Raw genomic sequence first — 5,650 nt, 5'->3', positions numbered from 1 at the left:
TTTCCTTGGGCGCTGGCGCACGTCAGAAAAACAGTCTCGCCTAGTGGCTACCGGGGACTACGCGCCTTCGATTCTCTCTCCTTGGCGCGCAGCGATCGACGGTGCCGGGCTTCAGACCCATAAGCATGTCACTGGCCCTGCCGAGTTGTGCGGCTGGATAGATTTCCAGTTTAACTTCTCCGGCTGTCATTTCGGCGACACGTTGCGCCATACGCTCGGAAGCCTGTACATCGATGTGGCCCGGAGGATCGATCAGGCCGACCTTGAGAACGGTTGCGGCCATCACCGGGATTGAAAACGCGAGTGAAAGAACAGCGCCTGCGGTAAGGGAAGTTAGTTTAGAGCGGATTAACATTATATTATTCCTCTTCGGTCAGTGGAATTACTGCTTCCGTCCGGGCAAATACCGTAGAAACCTCCGACAGGAGCAGTGCCCCCAGTGCAATTATCTGAAGTGCAAATCTACACATTCTGGTAACCCGCATTGTTTTTTTCCTTGTTACAAATCGATGCCCAACCCGTCCATCAACGCCTTGAGCACATCCATTGCCGCATCATAATCATAGCCATCGACAGACTTGACCAGCTTGACCAGCTCTGTGCTGTGGGCAGTGTTTTCCAGCATCGGAATAATCTTTGTCAAGGTTTGGTTAGCCTTAAAGCTGTTTTCAGATATCTGCTGATACAGTGCCCTCAGCAACTGTGTAACTGCATCCATGTCGACGCTTTCCGCGAGTGGCGCCATCTCTTTATCTGCACCAGTCATCTGTAGAGATCTGAGTCCAGCGAGCACAGGGGAGAGTTCTGCAACGACTGCATTCAATTGTTCATCGATATTTTCTTGTCCCTCTTTACACGCCTCCTCCAAAATCTCCGCAGCATGCCCAACGCCACCCATTCCCAGGTTACCTGCTGTGCCTTTGAGGGAGTGCGCCAGTCGGGTAGAGGCATCGGGATCTGCATCTTCCCTGGCTGCACGGAATTGCTGCTCGAAGACTTGCTGAGTTTCGGCGAATCGATTCAGGAGTTTTCGGTAGAGTACGGCGTCGTTCTGTGTCGTCCCCAGACCCGTTTCGGCATCAATACCAGGCAAGTTGTGCAATTCCTTAATTTCCTCAGAGGACTGCCTTGTCCGTTTAACAACATCTTTATTTAGTGGTTTTCTCGGTGAGATCCACTTTGCCATGGTTTGAAACATATCATTCACATTGACCGGCTTGGCAATATGGTCATTCATGCCCGCGGCCAAAACCTTCTCGCGGTCTCCGACCATTGCATTGGCTGTCATGGCGATTACCGGAAGCGCCTTGCACTTTTCCTGCTCACGGATCTTCCTGGTTGCAGTGTAACCATCCATAACCGGCATCTGGCAATCCATCAAGACACCGTCGAATTCAGACGTTTCAAGAATCTCCAGGGCCTCCTTTCCATTGGTCACAACCTCTACGCTGAGGCCATTATTCACCAACAGTTCGAGCACCAGTTCCTGATTGATCAGATTGTCTTCGACAACCAACACCTGCGCTCCCTGCAGCGATCTAACGGGCACACTCGCTTCTTCCTGACTTGCTGCCACTGTGAATTCACGCGGTGAGGCCTCACCCACTTGTTTCTGTAGATTTACGGTAAAGTGGAAGGTACTGCCAACACCCGGCTCACTCTCAACCCCGATTTTACCGTTAATCATCTCGACCAGTTTTTTACTGATTGCCAAACCAAGTCCGGTACCACCATATTGTCGTGCAGTAGATACGTCCGCCTGGCCGAATGGTTGGAAGAGTTTGGCCTGCTGCTCCTGTGAAATTCCTATGCCGGTATCTGTTATTGAAAAAGAGAGGGTAATCCCACCATCTTCTTCATTCTGCAGTTGGACGCCAGCGGTGATGCTGCCTGCCTCTGGGGTAAACTTGACAGCGTTGTTACCAAGATTTAACAGGATCTGACCCAATCTTAGTGGATCACCGACAAGAGCTGTAGGCACTGCAGGATCAATTTCATAGTTCAACGCAATACCTTTCTCTTCACATTTGAGTGCAAGGATATGGCTGATATTGTCGAGTACATCTTCCAATCTAAAATCGATGGACTCAATGTCAAATTTACCGGACTCGATCTTGGATATATCAAGAATGTCGTAGAGGATGCCAAGCAATCCGACGGCTGACAGATTCGCCTTTTCTATATAGTTGCGCTGCCTTGCATCCAGGTCTGTCTGCAGCGCCAGATGCGACATGCCGATACTGGCGTTCATCGGGGTTCGGATTTCGTGGCTAATATTGGCCAGGAACATTGATTTACTTCGATTCGCGACTTCAGCCTCTTCCTTGGCCTTGAGCAGGGCAGTTTCTGCCTGCTTTCGAAGCGTCTTTTCCCGCATGATGTCCATGGCGCGGTTAGAGAGTTGCTCATACATTGTCAGCACTGTCTCGACCAGCACTTTCATCGCACCGCTCATCTCTTCATTGGCATGAATCTTTGCCTCTTCCAAAGAGGACCCAGACTGCATGGCAAGTACAGCTTTTGCCATGCGCTTATCACTTTCAAGAATGTGGTAGGCCAACCACTTCGCGAGAAATGAGACAATATCCCCGATCACCTCATCCAGTGGCTTTATCTCCTCCTCCTTCCTCAGAGCAACCACCTTTTCAATAAAAGATGCGTGGGTCTCTTTGTGTTGCATCAACCACTCATCATCATTAAAGTGCGCATCCCAAATTACCTCTTCAGCTTTGAAGTGATAGTCAGCGTATTGGGCCAACTCATCGAAATACTTCTTTAGGGTGGATGGATGTGATCTGTTGGCGAGGTGGGCGGCAAGTTGGTTGAGGATATTTACCAGCGTTTTATGCTGCGCGTCTATATCGAAAATGCCTGTCTCAAAGTTTTGATCCCAGGGAAATACTTCAAAAAATTCAACTTTTTCGTTTCTGGCCATCTATCTATCCTCGCTGTCATCCCTAGGCAGCATGGTCATCTTGAGTTCTTCGGAAAGCTTGGTGAGGTGTTCCAGTGCGTTTTCAAAGTCATATCCCTCGATAGCCTTAGACAACTTGTGCATAGAGGTTTCGTGAGCAACGTGTTCCAGGCAATGGGATAGCTTTGCGATAGTCTGGGTTGCAATAAAACTATTATCAACAACCTGCAGATAAAGCTTGCTCAGCAATTGCTCGACTTCTGTCATATCGATCTCCTCTATTGGAGATTTCAGATATTCAACTAGCTTGCTGCGATCGAGAATCTTGATGCCAATAACAACGTCATTCAATTCGGCAACTAATGACTCCAGCTTATACTCAATATTTTCAGCTTGGTTCTTGCATGCCTGTTCCAATTCAAGAGCAGCTTTCTGAACCCCTTTAATACCAAGATTGCCAGCTGTTCCATTGAGCGTGTGGGCAAGCCGCGTAGTGGCATTGGGATCCGGGTCTGACTGGGCTTCGCGGAATTGTTTATCGAATCCTTGATTACTATCACGGAACCTTAGCAAGAGCTTACGGTACAGTGCTGCATCATTTTCTGTAGTTGCCAGTCCACTCTCAACATCGATGCCTGGCACTTCAGGAAAGGTTTCTGTATCCGCGATGGACTGTTTAATGTGCTCGACAGCCTCTGCATCAAGTGGATTTCTTGGCGTAATCCACTTTGCCATGACTCTGAACATCTTGTTCACATTGATCGGCTTGGTTATGTAGTCATTCATACCAGCGGCCAAGACTTTTTCCCGATCCCCCTTCAGAGCATTGGCGGTGAGGGCAATAATTGGCAGATCCTTGAAGTGCTCATTTTCACGAATCTTGCGGCTGGCCGTATAGCCATCCATCACCGGCATCTGGCAATCCAGCAATATGCCATCGAAATCCATACTGGGGAGTAGCACTACGGCATCCCGTCCGTTGTTTACTGCCTCGACACTTATACCTTTTCCAGCAAGGAGTTCCATTACAAGTTCCTGGTTGATCGGATTATCTTCGACCACAAGAATATTTGCTCCACGCAGTTTTTGCATTACACTACTGAAATCTTCTGCTGTCGCTACATCGCTTTCATATGATCGTGATGAGGCATAATCTTCTTGCTTCTGAAAAGGACTGGAGAAGTGGAAGGTACTGCCAACGTGAAGTTCACTCTCTACCCATATTTCACCCCCCATCAGACCAATAAGATTCTTACTGATGGCCAACCCTAGGCCAGTACCACCGTATTTACGCGTAGTGGTCGCATCAGCCTGGCTAAAGGGCTTGAACAGCTTGGCTTGCTGCTCAGGTGATATTCCAATACCGGTGTCTTGCACAGCAAAATGCAGTGTAGCCATATCCTCTGTTTCATCTGACAGTTCAATTCGCAGAGTAACAGTGCCCTCCTCTGGCGTGAATTTCACTGCATTGTTTGCAAGATTCATCAGAACCTGCCCAAGCCGCAAAGGGTCTCCGACCAGGGCTGTTGGCACACTCTCTTCAATCTCTGTATTGAACAGAATGCTCTTTTCCTCGCATTTCAGCCCAACAATATTTCTGATGTTTTCAATTATGTCTTCAAGACGAAAATCGACGAGTTCAATGGTCAGTTTTCCTGACTCTATTTTTGAAAAGTCGAGAATATCATTGATGATACCCAGGAGGTTTTCTGCAGATTGATGGGCTTTTTCGATATAGTTACGCTGCTTGGGATCCAGACCCGTCTGCAACGCCAGGTAAGACATACCGATGATTGCGTTCATGGGCGTACGAATCTCATGACTCATGTTGGCCAAAAAATCACTCTTGGTACGACTCGCGTCCTCAGCTGTCACCATGGCTTCTACCATCTCAAATTCAGCCATCTTGTGCTCGGTGACATCCTGAACACTACCGATTGACTTGACAGCTTTTCCCTCATCGTTATAGAACGTCTCTCCCCGTTCCTGCACATATTTGACTCTGCCGTCAGGCATCAACAGGCGGTGCTCGATATCGTAGGAGGTCTTATTCATGAGTGCATCGGAATATGCCTTTTGCACTAACTCAACATCCTCAGGGTGAATTGCACCCAAAAAGGCTTCGTATGAAGCTTCGAATTTCTCAGGATCTAACTCAAAGATCCGGTAAACTTCGTCTGACCACCACAACCTGTTGCTTTCAATGTCGAGTGACCAACTACCCATATGGGCAATTTTCTCAGCTTCGGACAATTGGCGTGCATTCTGATTATTGAATAACGCAGTAAATTTAATACCAGTCTATAGAGCCACAAACTCAAAATACGAGTCTTAGCCATAGATATTTGATAGATTGTTGATACCGGAAAGAAACGGGGTGAAACACCATCTTATTTATTTGAAATGCGGTGTGTCGTTCTAAATATACAAAACTACACCCCCCCTATGGGAGGGGATGGGGGGCAATTGAGAAAAATAGATTAAATAACTTAATGCGGCCTCCATAGGAGACTATTAATCTACCCAGAAGTCTACCCAGAAACAAAAAAGGCCTAGCCGATTAAAGCTAAGCCTTTGTTTTATATGGCGCGCCCGGAAGGATTCGAACCTCCGACCGCCTGGTTCGTAGCCAGGTACTCTATCCAGCTGAGCTACGGGCGCGTTGTTTTGAAGACGCGCATTTTGCGGTTTTCGCGCCCTTTTGTCAATCAAAACATCACAATAACAGCATTGCCC

The 5,650-nt window shown here is 47.8% G+C and carries 3 protein-coding genes and 1 tRNA gene; all 4 read right to left on the bottom strand.

Annotated features, from left to right (window positions below):
* Positions 1–40 precede the first annotated feature (40 nt).
* Positions 41–190, bottom strand: a complete 150-nt coding sequence (locus BOW51_RS11925; protein WP_370738161.1) for a hypothetical protein — start codon at positions 188–190, stop codon at positions 41–43.
* Between the two features lie 309 nt (positions 191–499).
* The gene (locus BOW51_RS07050; protein ID WP_078477073.1) at positions 500–2,935 is read right to left on the bottom strand and encodes a bacteriohemerythrin; all 2,436 of its coding nucleotides are present in this window, start codon (positions 2,933–2,935) and stop codon (positions 500–502) included.
* Positions 2,936–5,167, bottom strand: coding sequence for a PAS domain-containing hybrid sensor histidine kinase/response regulator (locus BOW51_RS07045; protein ID WP_135568125.1), 2,232 nt, complete (start codon positions 5,165–5,167; stop codon positions 2,936–2,938).
* Between the two features lie 331 nt (positions 5,168–5,498).
* Positions 5,499–5,575, bottom strand: a tRNA-Arg gene (locus BOW51_RS07040).
* Positions 5,576–5,650: the final 75 nt, after the last annotated feature.

Origin of the sequence: Solemya elarraichensis gill symbiont, from assembly GCF_002021095.1 — a bacterium.
Classification (GTDB): Bacteria; Pseudomonadota; Gammaproteobacteria; order Chromatiales; family Chromatiaceae.
The sequence above is the reverse complement of the archived record's forward strand: the minus strand, read 5'-3'. Positions and strand labels throughout refer to the sequence as shown.